This is a genomic window from Pirellulales bacterium (assembly GCA_036490175.1).
In the GTDB taxonomy this organism is placed as follows: domain Bacteria; phylum Planctomycetota; class Planctomycetia; order Pirellulales; family JACPPG01; genus JACPPG01.
The window spans coordinates 1-24,549 of the sequence record DASXEJ010000180.1; the positions used below are offsets into that span (position 1 = coordinate 1).

The 24,549-nt window shown below is 61.5% G+C and carries 19 protein-coding genes; 11 read left to right on the forward strand and 8 right to left on the reverse strand.

The window, feature by feature from the left end:
* Window positions 1-145: 145 nt before the first annotated feature.
* Window positions 146-1,174 (forward strand): alpha/beta fold hydrolase, encoded by a 1,029-nt coding sequence (locus VGG64_13260; protein HEY1600569.1) that lies wholly within the window; start codon window positions 146-148, stop codon window positions 1,172-1,174.
* Window positions 1,175-1,218: 44 nt separating this feature from the next.
* On the opposite strand, the gene VGG64_13265 is transcribed toward VGG64_13260, so the two are convergent.
* From VGG64_13265 to VGG64_13275, 3 genes are all read right to left on the reverse strand, one after another.
* Window positions 1,219-1,950, reverse strand: coding sequence for a hypothetical protein (locus VGG64_13265; GenBank protein HEY1600570.1), 732 nt, complete (start codon window positions 1,948-1,950; stop codon window positions 1,219-1,221).
* An 18-nt stretch (window positions 1,951-1,968) separates the two neighbouring features.
* Entirely contained in the window at window positions 1,969-3,084 is a 1,116-nt protein-coding gene (gene thiO / locus VGG64_13270) for a glycine oxidase ThiO (GenBank protein HEY1600571.1), read from the reverse strand.
* A 148-nt stretch (window positions 3,085-3,232) separates the two neighbouring features.
* Entirely contained in the window at window positions 3,233-3,547 is a 315-nt protein-coding gene (locus tag VGG64_13275; protein ID HEY1600572.1) for a glutaredoxin family protein, read from the reverse strand.
* Between the two features lie 496 nt (window positions 3,548-4,043).
* On the opposite strand from VGG64_13275, the gene VGG64_13280 reads away from it, so the two are divergent.
* Together VGG64_13280 and VGG64_13285 are read left to right on the forward strand one after the other, a co-directional pair.
* Complete coding sequence (locus VGG64_13280; protein ID HEY1600573.1) at window positions 4,044-4,766, forward strand: hypothetical protein; 723 nt, start codon at window positions 4,044-4,046, stop codon at window positions 4,764-4,766.
* A 186-nt stretch (window positions 4,767-4,952) separates the two neighbouring features.
* Window positions 4,953-6,881, forward strand: a complete 1,929-nt coding sequence (locus VGG64_13285; protein ID HEY1600574.1) for a c-type cytochrome domain-containing protein — start codon at window positions 4,953-4,955, stop codon at window positions 6,879-6,881.
* Between the two features lie 70 nt (window positions 6,882-6,951).
* Here VGG64_13285 and VGG64_13290 read toward each other — a convergent pair whose 3' ends face one another.
* Both VGG64_13290 and VGG64_13295 read right to left on the reverse strand, forming a co-directional pair.
* A complete protein-coding gene (locus VGG64_13290) occupies window positions 6,952-7,797 on the reverse strand; it encodes an SDR family oxidoreductase (GenBank protein HEY1600575.1) in 846 nt (281 codons plus the stop codon).
* A 171-nt stretch (window positions 7,798-7,968) separates the two neighbouring features.
* A complete protein-coding gene (locus tag VGG64_13295) occupies window positions 7,969-8,589 on the reverse strand; it encodes an FMN-binding negative transcriptional regulator (protein HEY1600576.1) in 621 nt (206 codons plus the stop codon).
* Between the two features lie 192 nt (window positions 8,590-8,781).
* Here VGG64_13295 and VGG64_13300 point away from each other — a divergent pair, with 192 nt between their 5' ends.
* The 3 genes from VGG64_13300 (at window position 8,782) to VGG64_13310 (ending at window position 12,489) form a co-directional block, all read left to right on the forward strand.
* On the forward strand, window positions 8,782-9,627 hold the full coding sequence (locus tag VGG64_13300) for a M48 family metallopeptidase (GenBank protein HEY1600577.1): 846 nt from the start codon (window positions 8,782-8,784) through the stop codon (window positions 9,625-9,627).
* A gap of 85 nt (window positions 9,628-9,712) precedes the next feature.
* A complete protein-coding gene (locus tag VGG64_13305; protein HEY1600578.1) occupies window positions 9,713-10,840 on the forward strand; it encodes a hypothetical protein in 1,128 nt (375 codons plus the stop codon).
* A 314-nt stretch (window positions 10,841-11,154) separates the two neighbouring features.
* Window positions 11,155-12,489, forward strand: coding sequence for a PEP-CTERM sorting domain-containing protein (locus tag VGG64_13310; GenBank protein ID HEY1600579.1), 1,335 nt, complete (start codon window positions 11,155-11,157; stop codon window positions 12,487-12,489).
* Window positions 12,490-12,504: 15 nt separating this feature from the next.
* Here VGG64_13310 and VGG64_13315 read toward each other — a convergent pair whose 3' ends face one another.
* The 3 genes from VGG64_13315 to VGG64_13325 all read right to left on the reverse strand — a co-directional run bounded on the left by VGG64_13315 (window position 12,505) and on the right by VGG64_13325 (window position 16,044).
* A complete protein-coding gene (locus VGG64_13315; protein HEY1600580.1) occupies window positions 12,505-13,803 on the reverse strand; it encodes an amidohydrolase family protein in 1,299 nt (432 codons plus the stop codon).
* The gene (locus VGG64_13320; protein HEY1600581.1) at window positions 13,800-15,161 is read right to left on the reverse strand and encodes an amidohydrolase family protein; all 1,362 of its coding nucleotides are present in this window, start codon (window positions 15,159-15,161) and stop codon (window positions 13,800-13,802) included. The genes VGG64_13315 and VGG64_13320 overlap by 4 nt, the downstream gene beginning before the upstream one ends.
* A 247-nt stretch (window positions 15,162-15,408) precedes the next feature.
* A complete protein-coding gene (locus tag VGG64_13325) occupies window positions 15,409-16,044 on the reverse strand; it encodes an NYN domain-containing protein (GenBank protein HEY1600582.1) in 636 nt (211 codons plus the stop codon).
* A 147-nt stretch (window positions 16,045-16,191) separates the two neighbouring features.
* Between VGG64_13325 and mfd the strand changes: the two genes are divergently transcribed.
* The 5 genes from mfd (at window position 16,192) to VGG64_13350 (ending at window position 24,537) form a co-directional block, all read left to right on the forward strand.
* Window positions 16,192-19,437: a transcription-repair coupling factor gene (gene mfd / locus VGG64_13330; protein HEY1600583.1), complete on the forward strand. Its 3,246-nt coding sequence runs from the start codon at window positions 16,192-16,194 to the stop codon at window positions 19,435-19,437.
* A gap of 143 nt (window positions 19,438-19,580) precedes the next feature.
* Window positions 19,581-21,008, forward strand: a complete 1,428-nt coding sequence (locus VGG64_13335) for a peptidylprolyl isomerase (protein HEY1600584.1) — start codon at window positions 19,581-19,583, stop codon at window positions 21,006-21,008.
* 137 nt (window positions 21,009-21,145) lie between these two features.
* Entirely contained in the window at window positions 21,146-21,688 is a 543-nt protein-coding gene (locus VGG64_13340; protein HEY1600585.1) for a class IV adenylate cyclase, read from the forward strand.
* Window positions 21,689-21,850: 162 nt separating this feature from the next.
* A complete protein-coding gene (locus tag VGG64_13345) occupies window positions 21,851-23,167 on the forward strand; it encodes a citrate synthase (GenBank protein ID HEY1600586.1) in 1,317 nt (438 codons plus the stop codon).
* Window positions 23,168-23,502: 335 nt separating this feature from the next.
* On the forward strand, window positions 23,503-24,537 hold the full coding sequence (locus tag VGG64_13350) for a WD40 repeat domain-containing protein (GenBank protein HEY1600587.1): 1,035 nt from the start codon (window positions 23,503-23,505) through the stop codon (window positions 24,535-24,537).
* Window positions 24,538-24,549 lie beyond the last annotated feature (12 nt).

Genomic DNA, 24,549 nt, shown 5'->3' on the forward strand with positions numbered 1-24,549 from the left:
GCCCAGCGTTGCTGGCAACGGCATTGTTAGCGTCGGGACAGCTGCCACAGGGCTCTGATCTTGCTCATTGACGGGTATGCTGATAGCGTACCGCCCCCGGCGCAGGCCACGTTGCCCGCGCGCCGCAACCGTCGAGGTAGCGAAGATGAGTCGGGTGCTGGTCCTCTTGCTGTCGTTCGTGGCCTTGGCCGTGACTAACCGCGGCAGCGCCGTCGCCGAGGAGCCGCAGGCCAAGTCGCGCTGGCCAATTCTGAGGGCGAACTTCCTGGCCGATCCCCCCAATGTCGTTGCGCCCACACGCGGTGGCACGCAGCTATGGGGAGACGAGATCGTCTGCGGCCAGTGGCGCATTCAGCGGAACGTAGTTACCGCCCATTGCCGATTGCTCGATCCCGATGACGTGCGACATGCCTGGGGAACTTTGGCGGTCTGCCTGCGGCATCTCGACGATCTAAAGAAACAGGGCAAGATCCCCCCCGTGCGCCCCGCGGTGGTGATCGTGCTGCACGGGCTCGTCGGCAGCCGTCAGCAGATGAGTCCGCTGGCGAACTATCTGCAAGATCGCGGCAACTGGTCCGTCGTCAGCATCACCTATCCTAGCACGCGCGCGTCGGTGGCCGATCATGCCGCCGCGTTGCGGGCGATCGTGGCCCATCTCGACGGCGTACACGAGATCCATTTCGTGGCCCATAGCCTGGGCAACCTCGTGGTGCGCCATTACCTGGCCGATCACGCGGCCGACCATCAGGGGCGCATCGATCCGCGCATTCGACGCTTCGTCATGCTGGGACCGCCGAATCACGGTTCGGAGCTTGCCAATACGCTCGGAGACAACGTGATCTTTGACAGCACGCTGGGTGCTTCGGCTCAGCAATTGGCGCATCGTTGGCGCGAACTCGAGCCGCATCTGGCGACGCCGCCGTGCGAGTTCGGCATCATTGCCGGCGGCAAGGGAAATGATTTGGGCTTCAACCCGCTACTGCCCGGTGACGACGACGGAACGGTTCGCGTGGCCGAGACGCGGCTGGCCGGGGCCAGCGACTTCACGCTCGTCGACAGCCTGCACTCCTCGCTCATGACGAACCCGATCGTCCAAGAACAGACGCAACGGTACCTTCGCACCGGTGCGTTCGAAGCTCAGGGCCCGCGCCACCCGATCCGAGCCAACGATTAAGGCGAATCCGATCAGCGCGCGAACCGCTGCACCCTCTCTCGTGACTAGCGGGCTATGACGGTATCGTAAAGATTCAACGTGGCCCGATCGGAAATGATCGTGAACAGGTCGCGAATCTGGGTGAGCCCGTCTCGGACGCCGAATTCGGCCGGGACGGCCGCGCTTTTCGCACCCAGGATGTAAAGGTCAGGCTCAGCTGTAATCAGGCGTGTCGGATCGACATTATTATGTCGATCGACCGGCGGCGCTGCGGACCCGGGCAGGTTCAACTTGGCATACAAAGAACTACCCGCAAGCGGCGAACTATCAGCCCCCGAGGCATCGATCACCACATCCACGGAGTCGACGCGTTCTCCGGCCGCGTCGCGCACGCGCAACAGAAAGCCGGGCACTTCATCGTCGTCCGCCGTGCCACTTTCCAATGACGGGTCGCGCTCAACGGCCAACACTTCGGTGCCTACCTGCATGCTGTCGACGAGCAGATCCGATTGCGCGAGGGGCAGGAAATACATTTCGATCAGTTCCTGGGCGCTCAGCACGGTATCCACCGCTGGCGGTTGCCAGTCGGGCCGCTGGGCGGCGATGGCCGCGATCCCCAGCGGAGAGGTGTACGAAACCCAAGCGGCCCTGCTGATGTGCGTCAGAAAGTTCTCGGCGACTCGCCCCCGTTCATACACGCGCACGACGTATCCCAGGAACCGCGCATAAAGCGCCGCTTCCAGTCCGATCGGTCCGGCGCCGATTACCGCAATGGTGGCAGGCGTATCAACAGCCATCGATTCCTCGCAGGTGAATTAACCACGATCCAGACGAAAGGCCGACAGGTCGACGTCGACCGGCTGGCCAAGTATCGCCTGTCGCATCACGACGGCCGTCCCTGGCGACAGTTGCAAGCCGCTGCGGAAGTGACCGGCTGCGACAAAAGCATTCTCGTAACCGGGGACGGGTCCCAGATAGGGCCGGCCGTCCGGTGTGGCCGGTCGCAGTCCGGCCCAGCAGGTTTCGAGTGCCGCATCCTTGAGCGCCGGCGCTAATTCGGCACCGAAGCGTAACAACTCGGCGATCGACTCATCGGTGGTACGCTTCTCGAAGCCGACATCCTCTTCGGTCGAGCCGACCAACACGCGCCCGTCATCACGCGGCACGATGTAGCGCTTCCCCTCGTTTACAACGCGCCGCAAAATGGGCGCGCCGGTATCGAGCAGGGCCATCTGCCCGCGGATCGGCTTGAGCGGCACCGCCGCCCCCAATCGGGCCAGCAGCGGTCGACTCCATGAGCCGCTGGCAATGCACACCACGCCCGCTTCGTGCCGCAGCTGGGCGGTCCGCACAGCCGTCACCCGCCGGCCGGTAATTTCCAGGTCTTCGGCCGTTTGTCCCTCGGTTACGCGCACGCCGCGAGCCTGGCAGGCAGCCAGTAAAGCCCGCACGTGTCGTGGGTTGCGTAGTTGTGCCTCGTCCGGAGCAAACAGCGCGCTACCAGGAAGGTCGCCTCCGATGGGCTGGGCAAGTGCCGGTTCGATGTCCGCCAGGCGATGCGCCGTCACCATTTCGGCAGTGACTCCGCGCGTACGCCATTCTTCAGCCTGCTGCGCGAGGGCCTCGGCATCTGCTGCGGTTCGCGCCAGGTAGATCCCGCCTGTCCGGCGGTAACCGTTGTCGATGCCCGTCTCTTCACGCAATTGGGCCGCCCAGCGCGGATGTAGGTCGTGGCACAGGCGGACGAGCCGCTCATCGGCGGTTTGCGGCGAGGCTATGTTTCCTGGCGGCAGGATGCCGGCCCCGGCCCAGGAAGCCTCGCGCCCGACCGCGGCGCGCTCCAACACATGGACGCTCAGGCCCTGGCCGGCCAACTCATAGGCCAGCGACAAGCCGATCACGCCTCCGCCTAAGATCAAACAATCGTCCATCCAGCAGCGCTCCGGCGACACGGCCCCACACACGAGAAGATGCGGAACCTGCGGCCATTCTAGAGGCTACCGGGCAGCCGTCGAGGACCCCGCTCGGCAGGCTCCCATCACCGCGCTTCGCGCCGCATGAGTAACTTATGCCCGCTTCTCATTCCCTTTGGCCCGCCAGCAGTCGGCGCAGCAGTCGTTCGTCGACGCGTCCTCGGAAACGTTCTCGGCCGTCGATTTCCACAACCGGCACGCAGCAGTCGTAGCGGGCACGCAACGCGGCGTCGGCGTCTATATCGATTTCGCGCGGCGTCAGGCCATGACGCTGCAACAGGGCCAACGCGTCGTCGCACAAGTGGCAGCCGTGCCGAGTGTAAAGAATGACGTTCAAGATGTCAGTCTGCGGCGGTAACGAGCGATGTAACCGGTAGAGGATCGCCGCGTCTGGCAGGTGCATACCGGCCCAACGCAGCACGCCTCACGTTGCGTAACAACCAGTGTAGCCGACGTTCATCCACGCGCGCATCGAATGGCGCGCCCGAGTGACAACGACACGCGCTCGCTCTGAGTCTGCGCGTCCGCGCTTGATCGGGAACATTTTCAGGAGCGCTTTGCACTTCTTATTGCGTGCCGCGCGAGCGTTTTGTCCCCTTTCGAAATTTGGCGACCGGCCGCCAAATACCCACCGCCGATACCCTTTTTTGATTGTCAAGGGCGGTAAAAAGAATGCTCTAAACCGGTGCATTTCTGGCACTTGGGACGGTCGCTTGCTTTCCGTTTGCGGGGCCCGCTAGGATGAAGTTGTAGCCCTGGCCGGGAGCTTTCGCCTGGGGGGCTAAAAACGGCCTATTCCCGGCCGTCGAGCAGATGGACCGATGCAGTAGCGACCCCCCTTTGTCGCCACTGGACCATGGAAGGTGAGAACGCGTGTTTCCACATTTCCCTGATCCTTCTACCCGGTGCATCTCGCCATGCGTGGCGTCGGCAAATCATTCAAACGCGGTCCTGTCCCCCACGAGCGCAGCACGGTTCCGTTGGCCCGTACGGCGGGGCGGGCCGTCGGCCGAATGGTCCCGCTGAGCAAGCGGGCCCGCGGTGGTGTTCGTAACGAGCGGCTTCCCTTTGCACCCCCGGAAAACTGGTACGAGCCCACCGAAAACAGCTCGTCCTACCGCTTCGTGGTGCAGGATCCAGGCCCGGGCTATCGGCATGTCGTCACCCAGCAAGAGGTCCGCGACCGGCTCGCGCAGCTGCCAGAATCCTTCGTCCGGCCTTTGGAAGTCGTGCAGTTCAGCCGCATTACCCGCAAGAAGCAGAGCTTCCCCTGCTATGGCATGCAGTGGGGTACGACGCTGTACCTTTATCCGATCGAGGTCGGGCTGGTCGAGTACTACAATCAGCCCCCCAAGCCGGCGCAATTGAACGAAGCCCGCATGTACGGCGGCCGCTGGATACACGAGGCCGGTGGCGTCTGGAAGCTGGTCTGGTCCGAGTCGGCGGTCAAGGACTTCTATCTCAACAACATTCTGATTCACGAGTTGGGCCACTTGCTCGACGACCGCAATTCGCGCGTGGTCGATCGCGAGCGGTTCGCGGAATGGTTCGCCGTCCGCCACGGCTATCAGCCCACGCAGGCTCAACGATCGGCCAAGCGCAAGCCGGTCGTCCGCCGGCGTCATCACGGCCAGCACTAAAGCTGCTGTGGTAACGGCCAGCCAACGGCCTTGCCTGGCCGACCTTCCGGAACTTGTTAGACGCTTGCGATCATTCGTCTTTATAATGGCCTGCTAGGGCACGCGCTCGGTTATCCGGCGCACACAGGCAATGGCCTGATGATCGTGGCCCTTCGGAATCGAGTTCGAGGACTTGGCACACTATTTATGCGCGCGGCATTTTCAATTTTGGCCGTCGGCGCGGTCATTTCGCTGCTCGGCGTGCGTACCAGTGCCAGCGCAGACGATGATGCCCCCGCGAAGAGCAATCCGCGCGATGCCATCGCGGCGGTGGATCGGTCACTGGCCCAAGCCGGGGCTGACTTTCGTGCCAAGCGGCTGACGGAAGCAGCAACCGCGCTCGACGAGGCGAAGGCGTCGCTCAAAACTTTGGACGATGCCGACATACCCGCCGATTTGCGTCCGCAAGTCGATCGCCTGCAAGAACGGGTGGCAGCTGCCGATCGACTAATCGCCAAGGCGCGAACGCCTGCTGCGAAGCCGCCCCCAGCTGCGGCAAAGGTGGCAGACGCAAGCAAGAAGAAGCCGGACGCACCCTTGCCGGCCGCTCAGGCCGCGAAGGCCAAGAAACCTCCTAAGAGTAAGAAGCCTGTCAAAGCGCCCGCCGGTCCCAGTTTTATTTCCGACGTGGCGCCGATCTTCAACGCCAAGTGTGGTAACTGCCACGTTCGCAACGCGCGCGGTGGTTTTAGCATGGCCAGTTTCGCCGCCTTGGAAAAAGGGACCAAAGATGGCCCGGTCATTCGTCCCGGCGCCAGTCGCGGCAGCAGGCTGGTCGAAGTCCTTCTGAGCGGCGACATGCCGCGCGGTGGCGGCAAGATCGCGCCTGAAGAGCTTCTTACTATCGGGGCCTGGATCGATGCCGGCGCCCAGTTCGATGGTATTGACCGCGCGGCACCGCTCGGCCAGAAATCGGGTGGCGCGGGAATGCCCGCGGGGCTTGTGCGGTCGACCGGCAAGGAAAGCGTGCAATTCAATCGCGACTTGGCGCCAGTACTTGCCGCGCAGTGCCTTGGCTGTCATGCCGGCGACCAACCATCTGGGCAACTGCGGATGGAAACCTTTACAGGCCTGCTAGCCGGCGGCGCGACAGGCAAAGTGATCGCCGCCGATCAACCGACGGGCGAAAGCTTGCTTCTCAAACGCCTGCGAGGCGTCGACGGCGACCGCATGCCCCTGGAGAAGCCGGCGCTACCGGCTGAGACGATCGCGCAGTTCGAGACCTGGATCAAAGAGGGGGCAAAGTTCGACGGTGCTGACCCGGCTCAACCGCTCAAGATTTCTGTCGAAGAACAACTGGCTGGCCGGCTGTCGCACGACGAGCTTACGGCCAAGCGGCTAACCCAGGCCGCCCGGATCTGGCAACTGGCGGTTCCCGACGAAAAGCCCGAGCAGTTGCAGACGGCGAACTTTATCTTGTTCGGCAACGTCTCGACGGCACGACTGAACGAAGTTGGCCAACTGGCCGAGGCCGAGCGGACCAAGATGATCAAACTCCTCAGGCTGGATGCCGGCGCACCCTTGGTCAAAGGAAGCCTGGTCGTTTATGTCCTCAAGCGTTCGTTTGATTACAGCGAGTTCGTCCGCATGGTCGAAGAACGCGAGACGCCGCGCGGCATTACCGGGCACGTTCGAGCCAAGGGTTCGGATTTGTATGCTTGCCTGGCGGCCCCCAGCGACGCCGATGCCACGTTGCCCGCCTTAGTGGCCGAGCAGGTCGCCGGCGGTTTTTTGCAAGGACTGGGGGACGTTCCGGCCTGGTTCGTCGTGGGGGGGGGCCGTGCGATCGCGGCGCGCCTCGAACCCAAGAATCCGTTGACGAAACAATGGGAGGCCGAGCTGCGCGAGTTGCCGGTGCTCGCCGGCGCCGATGTGTTCATGTCAGCCGCCGTGTTCGACCCTCAGACGGCCGCCCGCAGCTTCGCGTTCGTCAAGGCACTGTCGACGAATTTGGGAAAATTGCAGTCGCTCATCGCAGCGCTTGGTGCGGGACGCGACTTTGCCCAATCGATGGAAGACGTCTATCGCACCAACACCAGGGCATTGGTCGAGCGGTGGCTGCAAAAGAAACCATGAGGCTAGCGATAGCTGGTCTAACTCAATTCGCGCTCTCGCCGGACTGACGTGCACAACTCGCGGCAGTGATTTAGCTGCGACCTTCTTTGCTTTGCCTGTATTCGGCCTGTCGCTTGCGGCCATCGCGCAGCAAGCCCTTCAGCAACCAGCTTTCGCTCCAGGGGGCCAGGCTGGTGAGCTTGGCCAATAGGCCACGATGACGCGGGATCAGCACTTCCAGCGGTCGTCGCACCAGCACCTTCTCGAAAATCACGCGGCCGACGTCCTCGACCGTGAGGAACTTTCCGGAACTGAAGGTCAAAGCCGCCGCGTCGTGCGACATTTGCAGATCAAGCATCGGCGTCTCGACCGCGTCGGGACAAACGCACGACACGCTCACGCCGCGCGGGGCCAGTTCGTGGGCAACCGCCAGCGTGAACCCGCGCACGGCAAATTTCGAGGCCGTGTAACTGGCAATGCCTGGGATCGGCGCGACCCCTGCCAGCGAAGAGATGTTCACGATATGACCTTGTCCTTGGCTCACCATGTGCCGTGATGCCGTCTGTGTGCCCAACATCACACCGCGGGCGTTGACCTCAATATGCATGAGCATGCGCTCGGACGAGATTTCGTGAACATTGCCCGGTTGAATGATGCCCGCCACGTTCAGCAGTACATCGATGCGGCCCCAGGCCTGGATGGCGCGATCGATCGTCGCTTGCCAGGCCGCGGGATCGCGCACGTCAAGTTGGCCGATTTGCACGCGCGGCGGCGACCAGCCGAGCCGATCGGCTTCGGCCGCCAATAACTCGTAGTTCACATCGGTGGCCAGCACTTGATGCCCCGCCGCGGCCGCGCGCTGGGCCAAATGCCGACCAATGCCGCTGGCGCAACCGGTAATGACAAAGACCCGCGGCGCGAGGGAAGAAGTAGTCATCCGGGCGTCATACTGCGAGGAGAACCTGAGTGCCCCAGTTGTGGCCGCTATTGTGGCGGCGCCCCGCGGCGACGTGAAGAGAGCTTGTGGGGCGCGCCGCAGGCTTTCCTATGCCAGGATCGGAATGCGCAAGCGTCTAGAACGAAGAAAAAGGACTTCCGCAGGTTGGATCTAGGCGCTAAGGTCCTCGCGCATCAACCGGGCGATCTCTTGGGCGTCGCCATCGGTGCTTTGCGCCAATTGCCGGGCGACTTTCTCGCGCCGCTCGGCCGCGTGGTTCTGGCTCAGCTTCCATTTGCCCTCGAGTCGCGTGATATCGATACGGAAGGCCACGATCTGCTCCGACAGCTTGCGAAAGAAGGAGGTCCCTGTATCGATTGTCCAGGGGGTCGGCATCGATCGTTCGTAATGGGCCACGTAATCGGCGAGTACCTCGGTCGCTTGCTGCTGGTCTTCCAGGATTTCGCATCGCCCCCAGGCATGAACCGCCACATAGTTCCAGGTCGGCACGACGTTTTCAGCCTCGTACCAGCGCGGCGAGATATAGGCGTGCGGCCCACTGAAGACGACCAATACTTCGGCACCCGCCAGATGGTGCCAGTGCGGATTGGCACGTGCCATATGGCCCACGAGTTGTCCGTGAAGTCCCAGTCCGCGTCGCACGAGCAAGGGGAGATGCGTCGCGCTCGGCACGCCCGCGATATCAGAGACGACCAGCCCAAAGCTGTTGGCCTCGATGAAGTCGAACAACTTGTCCTGGCCGGGGCCCTGAAACGCTGGAGGGATATACATGAAGCCGAATTCTCCGCAAGGATTGTTCCAATAGTGCGATGAATAGCCGATCGCAGCCGGCAACTGGACAACGGCACGCGGACCATGGTTCGCACGCGGGGCGCTGGCGTCGGCACGGGTTGTGGCTAGGATTACGGATGCTCGTCCCCCGCGGCAACTCGTAAGCATTCTCGTGACAGGATTCGCAGCACTATGTCATACGGACAACTTGGATACGGCGAACCGGGCCGGGCAAACTGGAAGCTGCGTCTTATTCTGGCAGGTTTGATCGCGCTGGTCTCGATCATTTCGTTTTTCAACATGACCACCGTGAATCCGATCACCGGCGAGCATCAACGCGTCGGGATGAGCGAGCGCGAGGAAGTCGCCCTGGGGCTGCAAGCCGCGCCGCAGATGGAAGCCGAGCATGGTGGTCTGGCCGAAAGCCCCCAAGCCCGGCGCGAAGTGGACAAGGTCGGTGAAAGCCTGCTAGCGGCCCTCGACGAATCGCTGCACAAGCAGAAACGCGAGAATCCCTACCCGTTCAAGTTTCACCTGCTGAGTGATCCGCAGACGATCAATGCTTTTGCCTTGCCGGGCGGGCAAGTATTCATCACGACCGGCCTCTACAAAGAGCTGCAGACCGAGGGGCAGTTGGCCGGTGTGCTGGGGCACGAGATCGGTCACGTGTTGTCGCGGCACGGCGCACAGCAATTGGCCAAGCAAAAGTTGACCCAGGGGCTCGTCGGCGCCGCCGGTATGGCGGGGGGAGATCAGAACGCGGCGCAAGTGGCCGCCCAAGTTGGTCAGTTGGTCACATTGACGTACGGACGCAAAGCCGAGCTGGAAGCCGACAAGTGGGGCGTCAAGCTGGCCGCCCAGGCCGGCTACGATCCGCGCGCCATGATTGACGTGATGAAAATCCTGGATAAGGCGTCGCAGGGAGGTCCCCCCGAATTTTTCAGTACGCACCCCAAGCCGGCCAACCGCGTGGAATACATCAAGGACGTGATCCGCCAAGAGTTTCCCCAGGGCGTGCCAGACGGTCTGAAACCGTAGTGGCCTTACATTCCCTGCATTCCATTTTTCGTCGCGCGCGCCACAGGAGGACGCTATGAAGGGCAGACACTCCCTAACTCTGATTATGCTCGTTGTCCTGTTCGCGCTATCAGGGCACGATGCTAGCCGCGCGATTGCGGCCGATCCGCAACCCACAGCATCAGACGCGCGGATCAAACGATTGCTCTATGTGGCCACCCCCGGCGTCCGCGACTATCTGGAGTATGGAGGGCATGGGCTGCTGGTGTTCGATATCGACGACGGACACCGCTTCGTGCGGCGTATCAAGACAGCGGGTCGCGATGGTGCGGGCAAGCCGCTGAACGTCAAAGGGATATGCGCTAGCGCCGAAACGGCACGCGTTTACGTCAGTACGATCAAGCAACTGATGTGTCTCGATCTGGTCACCGACGAGTTGCTGTGGGAAAGGGAATACGAAGGGGGCTGCGACCGGATGGCCCTCGCGCCCGATGGATCCGCGATCTACTTGCCGATGCTCGAAGGGCCGTCCTGGCACGTCCTCAGGGCAAGCAATGGCGACGTGCTCGCCAAAGTTACGCCCGATTCCGGGTCGCACAATACGATTTACGGACCCAGCGGGCAAGCAGCTTACCTGGCGGGCTTGAAAAGTCCGCTACTGACCGTGGCAGATACCAGGTCGCATACGATCGCGCGGAAGATCGGGCCGTTTAGCGCGGCCGTGCGACCCTTCACGATCGATCGTCGCGAGCGACTGTGCTTTATCAACGCCAACGAGTTGCTAGGCTTCGAGGTTGGTGATTTGACCACGGGCAAAGTGTTGCACAAGGTCGTCGTCGAGGGCTACGAAAAGGGTCCCGTCAAGCGGCACGGCTGCCCTAGCCACGGCATCGGCCTGACGCCTGACGAGAAAGAGGTCTGGTTAACCGACGGTCACAATCAACAGTTGCATATCTTCGATGCGCTGCAGAGCCCACCCCGGCAAGTGGCCTCGATCAAACTGCGCGACGAGCCAGGCTGGATCACGTTCACGATCGTGGGCGACTACGCCTACCCTTCGACCGGCGAAGTGATCGACCCGCGCTCACGGCAGATTGTCGCCACGCTGAAGGACGAAGAAGGACGCGCCGTTCAGAGCGAGAAAATGCTTGAAATCGACGTTATCGGCAGCAAGCCCATGCATGCTGGCAACCAGTTTGGCATTGGCCGTGCAAGCGGACCAAATGCCGACTGACGAGGTTATCTCGGCGGCTTAGTCGCAGAGAATTGTCTTGACCCTGGCAATGGTGTTCGATAGCATCACCGACATCCGGGGTACTTATCGGGCAGAATTCTTGGGCAACATACGGCGGAACTGCTACTGCAGGCCTCTCTAAGATCCGCATTTGCCACGCGCTTTCAGCGCGAACTTCGCTGCCGCTGATTTCGCTGGCGTATTTTCGCGGCTTTCGCATGTTTGTTTCATTTGATCTGGGCCGGCACGCGTCCACGTTGCGTTCGGTCGCCAGCTCTCACTTAATTCGTGCCCCCGTTTTTTGGAGCAGGGCAATGAAATTCAGGACAGTTCTTTTCGTCATCGTCATCCTTATTTCCGCAAGTAACTTGCAAGCTGTCGAATTGGTGGTCATGGCGACCAACACCACGGCCGTTCCGGGCGCAAAGGTTTACACCGTCGGCGTTCAGGTCACGCAAGCCGATCTTGCCGCTCAAAGTGGCGGCGTACCACTAGGATTGCAGGAGCTGGCGTTTGTCGGTCCAATCTTAAATTCGAAGCAAACTACTGCGTACGACCCTACGCAGTTGCAAACGATCCAGTCGCAATACATCGACGTCGCCGCCGGTAACAATCCGGTCGCGCCGGGCAATGTCGCCGGACCACCGATTAATCTAAGCCCTGCGGGCCAGAGTGCACTGTACGACAGCAGTTGGTGGTACTGGAGCTCGACCGGCCGATTGAACGGCGTGGCAGACTCAAGCGGCAATTCCAATGTCATCACGTCGAGTCCCGCCGCCGACGGAAGCGGCGTCTACACAGTTGGGCCAACCAGTAACGTTGGCGCGTCGGGCGCCCTTTGGCAACCGATATTTCCGTCCAATCCAACACTGCCAGGGATGAGTGCCATCTTCGCAGAATATGGCAGTTTGGGTGTCCCGGATTACATAAATCAACCCCCGTTCAGCAACTTGTTCGTGAACGGAGTGTACACAGCACCGCTCGCCCAGATTGTCGCCTCCGGCGATGTGTCGATTCCTTATCAGCCTTTCGGCGGGACGGGTTCGGGCACCCAGGGAATGCTCATTGTCGGCACCACCGGGTTCAATTTTCTCGGCGGCAACTCGTTAATCGATCCGCATGCCGTGCTCGATTTCAGCACGAATACGATCCATTCGGAGTTGACAGCCGGCGGAGGAGCGGGCAACGTCGGCGGTATTGCAGTCGACCCTGCGGTGATCGCAGCCAGCGGTACGCTCACGAGCACCTTCACGACAACGTCGGCCGCGAATCTTGGCTCTGCGATTGGTGCCGATGCCGCACAGCAAATCAACTTTGCCCTGGCTGGTCCGACTGCGCAAGCCTGGGACATCCAATTCACCGGATTTCTGCAAGGTCTCAGCACGGTTGTTTTGCATTACGACCCGACTTTGATTGGAAATACACCGGAGGCGGATTTGCGCATCGAGCACTACGACAATGGAATCTGGGTCGCACCGACGGGGCAAGTCGTCGATACGGTGGCGCACACGATCACCTTTCAAACAGCCAGCTTTTCGCCATTCGTTTTGGCACAGGCGCCCGAACCCGCCACGATCGTGCTGGCGGCATTCGGCGGCTTTGCCCTTTTGCTATTTCGGCGTCGGCGCGAGACTGTTCGCACCGCTTAGATGAGCCGTCTGTTGTTACCGCGGCTTGTCGTGTACGACCTTGCCGCCGATCACCGTGCCTACGCAATGCGTGGTGTATTCCAACGGGTCGCCGTCGTATAGGGCCAGGTCGCCGTCTTTGCCAATTTCCAGCGAGCCCACGCGGTCGGCGATGCCCAGAATCCGCGCAGCGTCGATCGTGATCGTGGCCAAGGCCTGCTCGGACGTTAGGCCATTGGCCGCGGTCAAGGCGGCCTCGAACAGCACGACGCGGGTTTTAGGAACATAGGCTTCGAAGCCACTTTGCAGCGCCACCGGGATACCCGCAGCGACGAGTTTCGAGGCCGTCTCGAAGCTCAGGTTTTCCTTGTCCTCAACCGCGCGAGCCATTGAGGGGTGCAAGATCACGGGCACGCCGGCTGCCTTGATATCATCGATCGCCAAGTAGCACTCCGCGGCGCTATCGAGGCAGATCTTGATTTGAAATTCCTTGCCCAGTCGCAGGGCACTTTGAATGTCCTGCAGGCGATCAGCCGTAATCAACAGCACCAGCTTGCCGTCGAGCACCTGCACGAGCGTTTCCATCCGCAGATCGCGCGGCGGGCCGTCGGCCGGTTTTTTTGCTTCCTTCGGCGCGTCGCTGCCGGAGGCCGCTTCGGTCGGTTTCTCCGCTTTGCGCTGCTTGACCTGATACTCGCGCGCCTTGATCAACTCGGCACGCAGCATCGACATCATCTTGCCGCGGGTGCCGGGGGACTTACCGTCGGCCTTCTTGGCATCGGTCGAAAGCGTGGCGGCCACGGCGTGCGCGTCGCGCACCAACGCCTCGGCCACGGTGTTGCCGATTGTTTTCACTATCAGCGTTTGCCCCGAAATCAATTCGCCGGGCGCGTGCCCAGTGTGAATCGTGGTGACGCCAAAGCCGCGAATCCATTCGATCAGGTCATCGTGCGAGTTATAGGCATCGATCGCGCGCAGCTCGGGCTGAATCGGCGTGGAATGTTCCAACTGGTCTTGATCGTGCGGCTGATTAAGAATGCCCGAGAAGCCGACCGTCGCATGCGCGTCGACCAGTCCGGGCGTGACCACCGCGGCTTCGAGCACCCGAACCCCTTCGGGTAGCTTGATATCGGCGGCCTGGCCAATGGCCACGATCTTGCCGTCCTTGACGACCACCATCCCATCTTGGATCGGTTTGCCCGCCATGGTGTAGACCGTCTTGCCATGCACGGCAACTTGGGCCGCCGCTTCGCGCGTGCCGCTTGGCAGGACGATGCCGCAGATCGCCGTCACGGCCACCAGGCATCTCGCGCTAATCCGAAGTAATATTGTCATTGTTGTTGAGCCCGTAGCAGATGATCGAAGCAGCAGAAGTAGGGGGACTGGTCATGAGCGGCCCCGTAGCCGCCGACGGCGTAAAGCCGATCCTGTGCGTTGGCGCGGTCGAAGGCTTTGTGACCATCGACCCAGGTCTCTTGCACGTGGGTGTAGACGCTTAGCGGGTCGCCGTCGAGGATGGCAAAATCGGCGTCTTTGCCCGGCGCGAGCGAGCCCACGTGGTCGGCCAGGTCGAGCATTTCGGCGCCGGCCAGCGTCAAAGATTCGAGCGCCGCCTTGCGCGACATTCCGGCGCGCACGCCCAAGGCTGCCATGCGACGAAAGATGCGCGAATCCGTGATCCAATCGTCGGTATGAAACGCCACGCGCACGCCGGCTTTTTCCAAGATGCCGCCGGTGCCCATATTCATGTCGCGCGCTTCGAGTTTGCCGCCAGGTGAGTCAATCAAGATCACCGAGCAGGGGACCTTGGCCGCCGCGATTTCGTCGGCGATTTTCCAGCCGTCGCTGACATGGTGCAGTACCACGCGAAAGCCGAACTCTTGCGACAGCCGGATGACGGTCATGATGTCGTCATGGCGATGCGTGTGGTGATGGACGACGCGGCGGCCTTGCATGGCTTCGACCAACGACTCCAAATGCAGATCGCGCGGCGGCAGCTTCTCAGGGTCTCCCTTCGCCTGATCGATCTTGTGTTGATACTCGCGGGCTTTGATGAATTGCTCGCGGACCAGGAAAGCGCTCTTGCCGCGCGTGCCGGGAAACGGCGTGCCGCGCATCGAGTTGGTGCCGTTGGCCATCTTCAGGCCGCCGGTCGGCTTGCCGTGCGTGTCGAGGATGAACAGGTCGTCGATTTTTTGCGGCGCCTCGCCGCCGTAGCGGAGCTTCAGGTAAATCGTTTGACCACTGATCAAATGGCCGGATCCCGGCATAACATTAATCGTGGTCAATCCGCCCGCCAAAGCGCGCTTGAAACCCGAGTCGAGCACATTCAGCGAGTCGAGAATGCGGACGCCGGGCTGAATGGGGCCGCTGGAGTCGGCACCTCCCACGCCGCCGATGTGGCTGTGCGTACAGATCAGGCCCGGCATGATCACGCGCCCTTTGACGTCGACCTGCGTGGCTCCCTCCGGAACTTTGACAGCGTCGGCCGGCCCCACGGCGACAATCTTGCCGTCGGCAATAACCAATGTGCCGACGGGGATCTCGTCTCCCGCGATCGGAATGATTTTTGCGCCGACAAAAGCCGTGGCCGTTTCGTCGGCATGCGTGGGCCCGATAAAGTTCAGCACGCCGGCGACCGCGAGCAGACTGGGGAGCAGAGCACCAACTGTATATCGCAAGAAGCTTTTCATGTCAGGAGAATCCCAAGAGCAAAGTGGGCGACGGCGAGCAAGCCGGCAGTGGCCAGGGGCGAAACGAGGCTGCGAATTCTTCCATCATAGATAGCCATCCGACGTAGGTGCAAAACCCTAACCAGGCAACATGGCCCGTTGCAGGCCCAAGCGACGGATCATCCGGGTTTTAGCGGCTGGTGCGGGCGCCGTCCACCAGCGGATGATGGTTTTGCGCATCTCCCGGCAATCGGCAGGCCGCCCGTCGCTACTCGTCCAGTTCGTTCTCGTCGATCGAGTCGAGGTATTCCTGCGGAAAGATTTCATCCGCGATCTCCTTAACGTCGTCGTTGGCATGGGCGTTGGCATTCTTGTCAGGCGTGGTACGGCCGTGCGTGTCGGTCGGCAGTTCGCCGAACTTGGAAAGCCAGTATTCGACTTCGCTGGCAGGCAAGGGGGCAGGTGGCTTTTGCGGATCGGTCTTGGCCGCGCGCTGTCGCGAATTGCGGGCCGCGATGGTTTGTTCGTACCAGATGTCGCTGTCGATCGCCTGCGCCTTGCGCCGCCGCGCAGCACGGTGCAAGCGGTGGTCGCTCGACACGACAATCAGTCGCCGTGGGGCGCTTGCGCGTTCGATCAAATGCTCGATCAGTTCGTCGGCGCTGTCATAGCCTGTGGAGAAACGGACCATGATGCCCCGGTGCAACATCTCGCGTGGCAACCCGGGCGGGGCGTCCTGCGCGTCGAAGACCACCGTTGTGCTGGCCAACTCGGCCGGGGCAATTGACTCGACGACAAAGTTGAGCACGGCCAACCGCGACCGCTCGAGGCCCCCAGGCCCCATGCCCCGGCCAATGATTCCGGCCGCGTGCATCAGGTTGTAGCCGTCGATAATCAGACTCATGCGCGCTCGAAAACAGCCGGTCCTGCTACGAAGGGACAGGCCATTATATCGCGGCGCGTGAAGAGATATCTTTTGAGCCCCACGGTTTGTCAGACCGATTTCCGCCTTTGCCCACAGGCCGGTCAGAACTAGAATCCTCTGGAAAGCATGACAGACGTAGCGACCGAGATAGCTGCGCCCGGCCGGCTGCCGGACCTGGCCGGGTATATCGAGGCGGCGCCTGGCTTCGCCGATGTGACCAAGAGCCTGCAAGCAGGACATGGGGCCACGCTCGACGGAGTCTGGGGGTCGAGCTGCGCGCTGGTCGCGGCAGCGCTCGCTGGGCATGCCCCGGGGCCGCTGGTGATCGTGTGTGCCCATCCCGGGGATGTGGACGATTTCCTCGACGATTTGTCGCTGTTCTCGCCGCTTGACCCGGCGCGATTTCCCTCCTGGGAATCGACCGGCGCCGATCAGTTGCTACACGATGAGGTCTTCGGCGATCGCGTGCGGCTGTTGAAGCAACTGACGTCTGCGAGCCCCGCCGGGTTGTTGCCGCGATTGATTGTGACCAGCATCCAAGGGCTGCTGCAGCCGGTCCCCTCGCGCGAGCGACTGAGCAACCAGACGAGATCGATCGCGGTCGGGGACACCATCGATGTCGAGGCGATCGCCCGTTGGCTGGCCGAGCAGGGTTTCCACGGCACTACGGCAGTCGAGTTGCCGGGCGAGTTTTCGGCCCGCGGCGGAATCCTCGACATTTTCGCACCGGACTGGTACGAGCCTGTGCGGATCGAATTCTTCGGCGACGAGGTGGAATCGATTCGCCGCTTCGAGGTAGCCAGTCAGCGCAGCCTGGCGGCACTGGATGCGGTGGAGGTCACGATTCTCGACCCTAGCATCGTCGAGAAGGAGTACTTCACCAGCTACCTGCCGTCGGACGCCTGGTTTCTGCTGATCGAGCCGGCCGAGTTGGACCAGGAGGGGCGTCACTATCTGAGCCGTCTGGATCGGCCGCAAGACTTTCATGCGCTGAACATGGCGCTGAAAGAGGTCTACCGATTTCCCTCGGTCACGGCGTCGAGCATTGCCGTGACTTCGCTGGAGACAACTTGCCACCTGAAGATTGAATCGGTCGAGCGCTTCAGCGGCGACATCACCAAGGTGCGTCAGGAATTGGATTCGGTCGGCACCGGTCAAAAGGTTTACGTCGTCTGCCAGACCGAGGCCGAGTCGCGTCGCCTGGCCGACGTGTTCGGCGAGACCCGCCTGGCGAGCGAACAGCGGCTGCATTTTCCCATCGGTCGCTTGCGTGAGGGGTTCCGCCTGGTGGCCGACTCGATCGCGCTGGTCAGCGGCAACGAGCTGTTCCATCGCGCCGATCTCACCCGCCCCAGCCGGCGCCGCTTGGGCCGAGTGATCGACAGCTTTCTTGAATTGCGCGAAGGGGACTACGTCGTACACCTGACGCATGGGATCGGGCGCTATCTCGGTCTGAAGCTGCTGGAGAAGGAAGGGCAGGCGGAAGAGCATCTGGAAATCGAATTTCACGGCGGCACGAAGATTTATGTGCCGGCTTCGAAGATCGATCTCGTGCAGAAGTACGTCGGTGGCAGCAAGAGCCGGCCCACGCTTGCTCATATCGGCGGTAAGAGTTGGGTCCGTCAGAAAGAAGCCGCCGAGCGCGCTGTCGTCGATTTGGCCAGCGACATGTTGGGGCTACAGGCCGTGCGGGCGTCGCAGCCGGGTATCACCTTTCCCGAAGACTCCGAGTGGCAACAGGAATTCGACGCCTCGTTCCCCTACACCGAGACTCCCGATCAACTCGTGGCTATCGTGGCCATCAAGTTCGATATGCGCCAGCCGCGACCGCTCGACCGATTGATCTGCGGCGATGTAGGCTACGGAAAGACCGAGCTGGCGATGCGGGCGGCGTTCAAGGCCGTTGACGCGGGCTACCAGGTCGCCGTGCTCGTGCCGACGACAGTGCTGGCCGAACAACACGGCCGGACCTTCCGCGCGCGGATGGCTGAGTTCCCTTTCAAGATCGACGTGCTCAGTCGCTTTTGCTCTGGCAAGGAAGAAAAACGAATCGTGTCCGGCGTGGCCGACGGCTCGATCGACATCGTCATCGGAACGCACCGCCTGGCGCAGCCCGACATTCGCTTCGAGAACCTGGGTTTGCTGGTGATCGACGAAGAGCAGCGGTTTGGCGTCGACGTGAAAGAGCGGCTCAAAGCGCTGCGCACCACGATCGATGTGCTGACCATGACCGCCACGCCGATTCCGCGCACGCTGCACATGTCGCTACTAGGGCTGCGCGATATTTCCAATCTGGAGACGCCACCGGCCGATCGCCTGGCCATCGAGACTCGCGTGGCGCGTTTCGATGGCGATCTCATTCGCCATGCCGTGCTGCGCGAATTGAATCGTGGCGGCCAAATGTTCTTCGTCCACAATCGGATCAACGATATCCAGAACCTGGCCACGCGCTTGCGTCAGATCGTGCCAGAGGCGCGCATCCGCATCGGTCATGGCCAAATGGCCGAAGGCGAATTGGAAGAGGTGATGCTCGATTTCGTCGATCACAAGTTCGACATGTTGTTGGCGACGACGATCATCGAAAGCGGCCTCGACATTCCCAACGCCAACACCATGTTCATCGACCAGGCCGACCAATATGGTTTGGCTGATCTGCACCAGCTGCGCGGCCGCGTGGGCCGGTACAAGCACCGGGCTTACTGCTACCTGCTGTTGGATCCTAACAAGTCGCTCACGTCGACGGCCGCCAAACGACTGCACGCGATCGAAGAGTTTTCCGACATGGGGGCCGGCTTCGCCATCGCCATGCGCGATCTGGAAATTCGCGGCGCCGGCAACATTCTGGGGACCGAGCAAAGTGGTCACATTACGGCCGTTGGTTACGAGCTGTACTGCGAATTGCTCGAACAGGCCGTGCGGAAGCTCAAGAAACTCCCCTTGCGCAAAATCCTGGACGTCAACATCGACCTGCCGGGCGAGGCCTATATTCCAAGGCGCTACGTGCCCGACATGCGGTTGAAGATTGATCTTTACCGACGGTTGGGCCGCGTTGGTTCGCTCGAGGAGCTAGCCGACCTGAGCGCCGAATTGACCGATCGGTTCGGCCCCCATCCCGACCAGGTGGGCCGCCTGATGTCGCTGGTCGAGCTACGCTTGCTCGCCCAACGGTGGGCGATCGAGTCGTTTCATTTGGAGCCGGGCTTCATCGTGATGCGCTATCGAGACCGGTCGATCATTGAACAATTAGCGTGCGCTGCGAAGGGGCGTCTCCGGGTGGTTGACGGGCTAAGTGCGTATCTGCCTATTAGGAAGGATCTTACGGATCCCGACGCGATTTGTGCGGTCGCAAAATCACTGTTGCGATCCGGCTGAGGATTCCCCTATAATCCGCGGCCGCGCCCGGCGATTCTGCAATTCCGGCGCACTGCATTTCTGTCGTCTCATCAACATTTCACGTTTACCTGCGCAAGCACCGGCGGTGGTGCTGCGCGGATGCCACGGAAGGCGAGAGCCGCTTGTTGCGCTGCCACGACCAAACCACTGGGCAACTTCGATTGTCCGCCTGGGCCAGCCTGGCTGTGCTGGTCTGGATGGCCGTGGCTTCGTCGTTTGAGACGGCGTCGGCCCAGAATTTGATGAATGGTGGTTCGCCGTTTCCGTTGCAGGGGATGCCAGCCCCTCTCAGGCCCAACAGCTATGTCATCCAAGGACCATCGAGCGTAAGCACGCCGACCCGGCCGTCGGGCTGGCCTGGCGCTCCGCCCGCCGCGGGAATTACGTCCGGATCACCGATCACCCAGGGAGGTACCGCGTCCGGCAAGACGTCGAATATCGACAAGTCGATGCAGTTCGATTTGGTCGACTTGGACGGGGCCCGCCAGATCGCGCGGGTTGGGCCCGAGGTGATTCAGGACTACGAAGTGAGCACTTACGTCAACGAAGTGCTGGAGCACAACGCGTCCAAGATTCCGCCGAATCAACTAGAGACTGTTCGCAACAAACTCACGCGCGACCGACTGAATAACCTGATCGAGGTCAAACTGGCCTTGGTCGATGCGCAGCGCAAGGTGCCCCCCGAAGCCCTGCCGAAGATTATGCAAAGTCTCGAACAGGATTTCGAAGGGAAGGAAGTCAAGAAAAAGATCGCAGCCCTGAAGCTGAAGTCGCGCGCCGAGCTGGAGGCCAAAATGCGCGAGCGCGGCTCGTCGCTCGATCGAGAGCGGCAGGCTTTCGTCGAGCAGCAATTGGCCTTCGGCTGGATTGCGCAACAGACCAAGACCAAGCATGAAGCCACGCACGAAGACATGCTGGCCTACTATCTGCAGCATCTGGAAGATTACTCGTTTAACGCCAAGGCCCGTTGGGAAGAAATACGGCTTCGCGTCGCCAACTTTCCTAGCCGCGAAGCGGCGCGGCGCGCCCTGGGCGATCTCGGCAATGCGATAATACACGGGGCGAACTTTGCCGAGTTGGCGCGCACCAAATCGCAAGGGCCAACCGCCGCGGACGGGGGCCAATACGATTGGACCACGCAAGGCAGCCTGGCCTCGGACCTGACCGACGAAGCCCTCTTTTCGTTGCCCATCGGACGAATGAGCCAGATCCTCGACGACGGCCGGAGCGCAACCGTCTCGATCGTGCGCGTGCTCGAGCGCAAAGAAGCCGGCCGCGAGCCATTCACTGAGGTCCAGTCCGAGATTAAGGACAAGTTGGCCGTGGCCCACTCAGTAAAGGACAAGATCAAGCTGCACGAGTACATGGAAAAGCTCCGCGCCGATACGCCCGTCTGGACCATCTACGACGAACAGCTCGCGCCCGACGCCGAGGCGAATGCGCAAAACCGTCCCCAGCAGAATGACGGAGGCCCGGTAAGCAGTACGACGATGCGCCCGGCCACGCCGAATGACGGAAAAACCAAGCCTGCCAATCCGTACCTGCGGTAAGCAACCGCCTGCGAACATGGCGGCGCGAAAGCCGCTATTCTTACCGGCATGATCCCGGTTCAAAGTCACGTTGCGGTGTTGCATATCTTACGGACGCAACGGACACGAGCCGACCTCCTCCGTCGGATTTGCCAACGATGAATGCCAACCTTCCCACGGGCCCTCGGCAAAACGTCGAGCTGAAGGCGCGGCTGGTCGACTTGCCTGGCGCACGAGCCTTGGCTGCCAGGCTATCTGGCGGCCCGCCGGAAATCATCGCCCAGGTTGATACGTATTTCGCCTGCGCCCATGGACGATTGAAACTGCGCACGATTGTCGGGGACCACAGCGAACTCATCGCGTATGTTCGGACCGACGAAATCGCGCCGCGGGCGAGCCGCTACCGCATCATACCCGTGCCCGACGCCGCGGCGCTCGGCGATGCACTATCGGCGGCATTAGGCGTCCTGGTGATTGTCGAGAAACGGCGCGAGATTTCTCTATACAACAATGTGCGGATTCATCTCGATCAGGTCCAAGGCCTGGGGACCTTTCTGGAATTCGAAGCCGTGCTGGAAGCGCACCAACCGCTGGCTGTGGGCGAGCTGCAGGTGCGCGAACTCGCCCGCCAATTCGGCCTGTTGCCCGAACATCTTGTCGGTGGGTCGTATAGCGACTTGCTTCTCGCCGCGCCATCTTAGCGCAGCGGACGCCACGCGCCCGGCAAAATCCGGCCGCAACTTTCGAAACGGCAAGCTTGTATTAGCCGTAGCGATACTGCGCGCAGCGAATTGTGGAACCGTCGTCGCGCCGTTAAACTGCAGTTTCCACTGCATTTGGCTACTGGCCTGGGAGTGTCGGGTATGAGTTCCGTTATGAATGGCGACGCCGCGCCGGCGAAGACGGCGAAGCTGCGTTTGGGCGAAACTGAAATCGATGTGCCTGTCGTCGAAGGGACAGAGCACGAAAAGGCCATCGACATTTCGCACTTGCGGGCCGAAACGGGATACATCACCCTGGACGAAGGTTATGTCAATACCGGCGCCACCACGAGCGCGATCACTTTCCTCGACGGCGAGAAGGGGATTCTGCGCTACCGTGGATACCCGATCGAAGTGTTGGCCAAGGAATGTCGGTTTCTCGAAACCAGCTACCTGTTGATCTACGGCGAGCTGCCGAATGCCGAGCAACTCGATACGTTCCGCAACAATCTGCGCCGTCATACGATGTTGCACGAGGACATGAAGTCCTTCTACAACGGCTTTCCGCGCGACGCGCATCCGATGGCGATTCTCAGTTCGGTGGTGGGCGCACTCTCGACCTTTTACCAGGATTCGCTCGACCCGCGCGATCCGAAGCAAGTCGAGATTTCGGTATACCGCCTAATCGCCAAGCTGCCGACGATCGCGGCCTTCAGCTACAAGAAATCGATCGGCCAGCCGTTCGTCTATCCGCAGAACGACGTGGGCTACTGCGAGAATTTTCTGCGCATGATGTTCTCGGTGCCGAGCGAGCCTTACGAAGTAGACCCTGATTTTGTCGAGGCGCTCAATCTGCTGTTGATCGTCCATGCCGACCACGAGCAGAATTGCAGCACGTCGACGGTGCGGATGGTGGGCTCGAGCAACGCGAACTTGTTTGCGTCGATTTCGGCCGGCATCTGCGCCCTGTGGGGTCCGCTGCACGGCGGCGCCAATCAGGCCTGCATCGAGATGCTGGAACAGATTCGCGCCTCGGGGACCGACGTGGGGCGTTACGTCGAAATGTCCAAGGACAAGAACAGCGGCGTCCGCCTGATGGGTTTTGGCCATCGCGTATACAAGAACTTCGATCCCCGCGCGACGATCATCAAAAGCGTTTGCGATCGCCTGCTGACCAAGACCAAGATCCAGGGATCGATCTTCGAGATTGCTCAGCACCTCGAGTCTGCCGCGCTTTCGGATTCGTACTTTATCGAGCGCAAGCTGTACCCCAACGTTGATTTCTATTCCGGCATCATCTACCGCGCCATGGGCATTCCGGTGCAGATGTTCACGGTGTTGTTTGCCATCGGTCGGCTGCCCGGCTGGATCGCGCACTGGATGGAGATGCACGCTTCGCCGACCAAGAAGATTTGCCGTCCGCGGCAAATCTATACCGGTCCGCAGAAGCGAGAATTCGTGCCGCTGGAAAAGCGCTAAAAGCGCGGCTGCCTAGGCCTTCATCCGCATGCAGTGTTTAGCACCGCAGGCGCTTTTTCTGGTCTCTACTTGCGCCGGATTTCTCGTGCCTGTGCGCTCTAGACAGGTCTGGCGACGCCCATTTTTGGGGGCTGCCGATCGCATGGCGGCCCGACTCTCTGCCTAACCGGCAAACTTTACCGCGCGCCAAACCTTGCCGGCGGCTTCGTCTGGCGAGCGAGGTCCGTCTGAACCGATAGGAACATGTGGGCGAACCGTGCGGCGCGCCAATCGGTGGCCATCAACGCACGGCCCGAAACGTTGTCCCGCCAGCGTGTGGGAGCGAGGAGCGTGACGTGAGTCGACCCAGCCGAATGTTCCTGTCGGCGATTACCGCCGTTCAATGCATCGCGTTTTCTTCCACGGCATTGCTGGCCGTGGAGTTGCAGGCGACGCGCGTCATGCCAATGCGCGCCGCGGAAGGAACGAAAGGGCCACCGGTCTTGACGGCTGTCTCGCTCAGTCCCGACGGTCGCGAATTTGCCACCGGCGGCGACGATCACGTCGTGCGCGTCTGGAATCTCTCCGACGGATCGCTGCAACGAGAATTGCGCACGCATACCGATTGGGTGCGGGCCGTGGTCTATAACCCGCAGGGCAAAGTTCTGGCGTCGGCCGGCGATGATCATCGCATTCTGTTTTGGGACGCCGCGACCGGTAAGTTGTTGCGCGCTTTGCCCGCCGCAGCCCAAGTCATCTACTGCCTGGCTTTCAGCCAGGACGGCAAGGTATTGGCGGCCACCGGATTCGACAATAAGGTTCGTCTGTACGACGGCACCAGCGGCGATCCGCTGCGAGCTTTGACCGGCACCTGCCCCGATATTCGCGCAGTGGCCTTTTCGCCCGACGGTAAACACCTGGCGGCCGCCGGACGCGACGGCGTAGTGCGGATTTGGGACTACCAGACCGGCGCCGTCGTCCACGAAATCAAGGCCCACAAGCAGCGCGTGCGGGCCCTGGGCTTTTCCGTCGACGGGGCGCAGTTGGCTTCCGGCGGCGAAGATCGCTTTCTACGCATTTGGAATCCGGAAACGGGCACTGAGCTGCACGCCATTCCCAGCCGCCCCGGCAAGATTCACGCACTCGTCTACCTTGCGCCCGAAAAGCTCGTTACTGGCGCAAGCGACAATACGATTCGCATCTGGGATCTGAAGTCCGAAAAGGAAGAGTCGCGCCTGTTGGGACACACCGGCAGCGTTTCTTCGCTGGATTATCAGGCCCAGTCGGGAGTCCTCATCTCGGCCGGCTTCGATACGTCTGTTCGATTGTGGAACCCGCTTGCCGCGGACGACAAGGTCGTCGAAGAGAACCGCGGCCGCACTACGCGGTAGTCCACGTCCGAC

What these genes read in the sequence shown, in the direction of transcription:
- VGG64_13260 (HEY1600569.1), top strand. Translation starts at nt 146, where the DNA reads ATGAGTCGGGTGCTGGTCCTCTTGCTGTCGTTCGTGGCCTTGGCCGTG.
- VGG64_13265 (HEY1600570.1), bottom strand. Translation starts at nt 1,950, where the DNA reads ATGGCTGTTGATACGCCTGCCACCATTGCGGTAATCGGCGCCGGACCG.
- thiO (HEY1600571.1), bottom strand. Translation starts at nt 3,084, where the DNA reads ATGGACGATTGTTTGATCTTAGGCGGAGGCGTGATCGGCTTGTCGCTG.
- VGG64_13280 (HEY1600573.1), top strand. Translation starts at nt 4,044, where the DNA reads ATGCGTGGCGTCGGCAAATCATTCAAACGCGGTCCTGTCCCCCACGAG.
- VGG64_13285 (HEY1600574.1), top strand. Translation starts at nt 4,953, where the DNA reads ATGCGCGCGGCATTTTCAATTTTGGCCGTCGGCGCGGTCATTTCGCTG.
- VGG64_13290 (HEY1600575.1), bottom strand. Translation starts at nt 7,797, where the DNA reads ATGACTACTTCTTCCCTCGCGCCGCGGGTCTTTGTCATTACCGGTTGC.
- VGG64_13295 (HEY1600576.1), bottom strand. Translation starts at nt 8,589, where the DNA reads ATGTATATCCCTCCAGCGTTTCAGGGCCCCGGCCAGGACAAGTTGTTC.
- VGG64_13300 (HEY1600577.1), top strand. Translation starts at nt 8,782, where the DNA reads ATGTCATACGGACAACTTGGATACGGCGAACCGGGCCGGGCAAACTGG.
- VGG64_13305 (HEY1600578.1), top strand. Translation starts at nt 9,713, where the DNA reads ATGCTCGTTGTCCTGTTCGCGCTATCAGGGCACGATGCTAGCCGCGCG.
- VGG64_13310 (HEY1600579.1), top strand. Translation starts at nt 11,155, where the DNA reads ATGAAATTCAGGACAGTTCTTTTCGTCATCGTCATCCTTATTTCCGCA.
- VGG64_13315 (HEY1600580.1), bottom strand. Translation starts at nt 13,803, where the DNA reads ATGACAATATTACTTCGGATTAGCGCGAGATGCCTGGTGGCCGTGACG.
- VGG64_13320 (HEY1600581.1), bottom strand. Translation starts at nt 15,161, where the DNA reads ATGAAAAGCTTCTTGCGATATACAGTTGGTGCTCTGCTCCCCAGTCTG.
- VGG64_13325 (HEY1600582.1), bottom strand. Translation starts at nt 16,044, where the DNA reads ATGAGTCTGATTATCGACGGCTACAACCTGATGCACGCGGCCGGAATC.
- mfd (HEY1600583.1), top strand. Translation starts at nt 16,192, where the DNA reads ATGACAGACGTAGCGACCGAGATAGCTGCGCCCGGCCGGCTGCCGGAC.
- VGG64_13340 (HEY1600585.1), top strand. Translation starts at nt 21,146, where the DNA reads ATGAATGCCAACCTTCCCACGGGCCCTCGGCAAAACGTCGAGCTGAAG.
- VGG64_13345 (HEY1600586.1), top strand. Translation starts at nt 21,851, where the DNA reads ATGAGTTCCGTTATGAATGGCGACGCCGCGCCGGCGAAGACGGCGAAG.